Here is a 4,079-nt window from a genome sequence, read left to right as displayed (position 1 = left end):
GACTGGACTTTTACCTGCAGACAGAAGTAACGGTCGAATACAGTCCTCGTGGTGCGATACCGGAGACCGCAGACAAAGCGGTTTCGTTCATGGCTGCGCCCTTTGTAAAATCAGTGAACAATAAAGTACAGGCAACGCGCCTGGTGTCCCTGGCAAAAGAACGCGTCGTCAACCCGGAGGCTGTCTGGGATTTCAGCGAGCTGTTTCCTGTGTTTATCGGCCAGGTGGATTACCTCATTATTACCGACGACCGGCGTTGGGATGCAAATACCATTACACCACTGGGCGATGCAGGGGACCTTACCGAAACCTTTCAAAAACTGGCAGACTGGAAGGCTACCCGTGGATTGAAATCGAAGGTAGTGACCATTACCCAGATAGTCAACGGTATTTACGGTAACTTTACGAGTGGTGCGCGGGATCTGCAGGAAGTGATTCGCAACTTCCTGAAGTGGGCTCATAATAACTGGGGCGTTTCCTGGCTATTGCTGGGTGGTGATATCAATATTGTGCCAGTGCGGCAAGTTGCCGGTGCGTTACGGGGACACATAAATAAGGAAAGCACCAATCCGCCCAATGATAACAAGTCATACTGGACTGGCAGCTACATGAGGATGCATGTTGTTAACCCCGGTGAGTGGTGGCCCGGTGGCCGTACCGATCACTTACTGGTAAGGCCTGATAATGGTCTTTTTATACCCTTTGATGCCACCGGCAGTTCCAGTACTACACAACGTGGCTGGTTCTTTACCACGGATGACAGTTATAGCACTCGCTCAGCAGTGCCAACCAACTACGTGCGTGTAAATGGTCCCTCAGCCGAGGTGAATGCTAGCTTACAGTTCCTGTATCAATGGAACACATTACCCACTGATTTCTACTATGCCAGTCTAGTGGGTGCCAATTATAACCAGCCCGGTTTGCATGACTGGGATTTGTTGAACAACGGTATCTACGGCCAGCATCGATACAACACCGACCATGACGGCGTCGATTACCAGGCTGATGTGAGTGTAGGGCGTGCACCGGTGTCGTCGACCTCACAAGCAGAAGCCTTTGTTAACAAGGTCATCGCCTATGAAAAATTCCGCAAACCGGATGGTGGCTCATTAAGCAGTAGTTGGCCAAGAAAATTATTACTTATTTCATCCAACTGGGGCGGTCGTATTCATTTCAGCAGTACCGCCACCTTTCCACCGAGTAATAATCGTTACTATCATGGTGCCGGTGATAACCATAGCTTGATGAAACTCAAAGATATTCCCGGTGATTTAAACTGGCGGTTGATCGTCAAGATGTCAGATACGGATCTACGGATCAAAGCCTACAATCGAACCGCCTCCGCCGGCAGCCCTGGCTGGTATTATGCGGTCAGTGAGAACGACCTCTCAGTCAGCGAAATCACGATTAATATTCCATTCGTTGGCGCCATTCATATTCCAAAGCCCACCAACTGGATCGTGTTCTATGGCATCGCTGCTGAGCTGACACCAGACCGGTTTATATTAGACTTTGCAGATCCGGATGGCTCTATGAGTGATCAGGAACTGTTAAGGGAACAGGTCGCTACTGATCATCCGCAGTTAAACCTGGTGAACCGCCTCTATGAAGATGAGATAGATCTTACGCCCGCACAAATGGCGGCTGCGCCGATTCAGCATTTAACGCAAGATCGTGTAGAAGACGCATTAAACAATGATCCGCACTTTGTCAGCCTGTCAGGGCATGGTGGTCCTGGTGGTACCAGTGGTCTGGATATCGCTATGGCACAGACGCTCACCAATGGTTATCACAGCATGATTGGTTATGCCGATTCCTGTCTTACCAGTCAGTTCGATGGTGAAGATGCAGTGAGTGAGCACCTGGTTTATAACCCCAATGGCGGCGCCGTGGCCTATGTGGGCAACTCACGATTCTCCTGGATTGGCGTGGGTGATAACTTCCAGCGGGCATTTTTCAAACGCATGGATACCACGCGCCACCTGGGGCTAATTAACGATTCTCGCTGCGATGAAATTAGCACTGCCAGCGGTAATGTTAACTGCAACAAGTGGCATATATTCACGCTGAATTTGATTGGTGACCCGGAAATGCCGGTGTGGGTCGGTACACCCAAAACCATGAAGGTGAATTTCAAAAAACAACTGGATAAACGCCAACCCTTTAAAGTAACGGTGACTCGTCGTGTTCTGTTTTTTGATGTACCACTGGTGGGTGCCACGGTAGAAATCAAACAGGGCGCCTTTACACGGCAGGAGAGTACCAATGCTGCCGGTATAGCCAGTTTTGATATTAGCAGTACCAACATTGGTGAGATGGAAGTCACCGTCACTAAAGTGGGATACCGGCCGTTTATGGACACTTGTGAAGTAGTAGGTCCGCTATGGGTATCTGGCATGGTGAAAGCCATCATTCATCAGCATGGTCATGTCAGTCAATCCCTGGTTCGCATGCAACTGCAACCAGCAGTAGAAGGGGATAGCGACAGGGGATGGTACGCCCGGAAGAGTTTGCCTGATTACCGCATCATTCTGGACGCCGTTACTGATGCATATGTTGCCGAGAAGAAAATCAGCCTGTTCGTCAACAGCATTAAACAAAATGGCACAATAGAACGTTTCCGCTTTCAGAAAATTTCTGATCTACTAGTTGAGAAATTTCCCGAAACACTTACGCTCGCCGACGTAAGCGACACAATCAACGTTACCGCGGAAGCGACTGCAGGAACGGAAGCTGAAATAACCGCGGAAACGGAAACCAGTGCGGTAGAAACAGAAACCAGTGCAGTGGACGAACTCGCATCGGAAACGAACTAGTATAAGAGGAATTCACTGAACCGGTATAACAATCCCCTCCCTCCATTCTTAATGGAGGGTAGGGGATAGGTCCTTTCAACAATACAAAAAACCATTGCAGGCTCATGCCACGTCAGGAACAGCTGCGATGGAAATCGCGAGAATATATAAATCGGGAAGCGAGTAGAAGCAGGGGAGTGACCAGTAACCAGCAAGCACCAATAATCAGCAAGCTGATCATATGTGAGTTATCCGGGGGGAAGGTCAACGCGCCGAGTTTTTGCCCTGCCAAATAGGCAATAGGCGCAAATACAAAACCGAGCAGTGCAGCAAAGATGTAGCGTTGGTCCAGCCAACGCAAACTATGATTAATGGTAATGCCGAACAGCATCCACATTCCCACCAGCCACAACGGCGCTATTCCATAATAATCGATGTTGTTTACCGGGGTAAAAACTCCCAGGGCAATCAGGCTTGAATCCAGCAGTAACCCTGTGATTCCCGCGATAAGGATGAGTTGCATTTCAGAAATCCGATCTTTTACCAGCAATAAGTGAATGGCAATGACAGTGCCAAGAGCTATCAAGGCTAACCATTCCTGTTGCCTGGCGGCACTGATCACACAGGCAAACCAGCCAGCCTGGAACAGTATAAAGTTAATCATCATTTTCATTCGTTATAACCGAATATCCGGCAAAACTGGTTTATGGCGGTTCAGTGGCCTGGTAAAGATATAATGTACATCACTAATAGCCCGTTCGAAAAAGCCGCCCTCACAATAGCAGAGATAAAAATCCCACATGCGGATCAGTGAATCGGGATAACCCTGCTGCCTGATTTTGTCACGATTCTGGAAGAGTTTTTCTTTCCACAATCTCAACGTGGTCGCATAGTGTGGTCCAATGTCTTCCATGTGAAATAAGCGCAAATCAGATGCTTGCGTCGTCGAATTAAGCAGCGCAGTGTTCGATGGGATACAACTGCCCGGGAAAATATATCGTTGAATGAAATCCACCGAATTTTTCGCCTGTTCATAACGTTGGTCGGCAATGGTGATCGCCTGGATTAACATCATACCTTCAGGTTTGAGGAGATCGCTGCATTTTTTAAAGAAGGTATCGTAATAACGATGGCCTACTGCTTCAATCATTTCAATGGATACGAGTTTGTCGTACTTTCCCTGTAGTTTCCGGTAATCTTCAAATAACAGGGTAATTTTATCGTCAAGCTGTTCTTCCTGTATACGGCGTTTTGCCCAGTCATACTGATTTTTAGAAATCGTCG

3 protein-coding genes are annotated in these 4,079 nt (G+C 48.1%); 1 reads left to right on the top strand and 2 read right to left on the bottom strand.

Translation table 11 applies throughout. The annotated features are described in order from the left end of the window. Positions 1-2,816, top strand: a 2,816-nt coding sequence (locus ACWVCM_RS13305; RefSeq protein WP_455202246.1) for a C25 family cysteine peptidase, incomplete at its 5' end; no start/stop codon positions are given. A gap of 112 nt (positions 2,817-2,928) precedes the next feature. Here the strand turns inward: ACWVCM_RS13305 and ACWVCM_RS13300 are convergent. Together ACWVCM_RS13300 and ACWVCM_RS13295 are read right to left on the bottom strand one after the other, a co-directional pair. Continuing rightward, positions 2,929-3,468 (bottom strand): DUF2878 domain-containing protein, encoded by a 540-nt coding sequence (locus ACWVCM_RS13300; RefSeq protein ID WP_455202245.1) that lies wholly within the window; start codon positions 3,466-3,468, stop codon positions 2,929-2,931. 3 nt (positions 3,469-3,471) lie between these two features. Further along, positions 3,472-4,079, bottom strand: a 608-nt coding sequence (locus ACWVCM_RS13295) for a class I SAM-dependent methyltransferase (protein WP_455202244.1), incomplete at its 5' end; no start/stop codon positions are given.

The sequence above is a fragment of the Kaarinaea lacus genome, assembly GCF_975902315.1.
The sequence above is the reverse complement of the archived record's forward strand: the minus strand, read 5'-3'. Positions and strand labels throughout refer to the sequence as shown.

What these genes read in the sequence shown, in the direction of transcription:
- ACWVCM_RS13300 (WP_455202245.1), bottom strand. Translation starts at nt 3,468, where the DNA reads ATGAAAATGATGATTAACTTTATACTGTTCCAGGCTGGCTGGTTTGCC.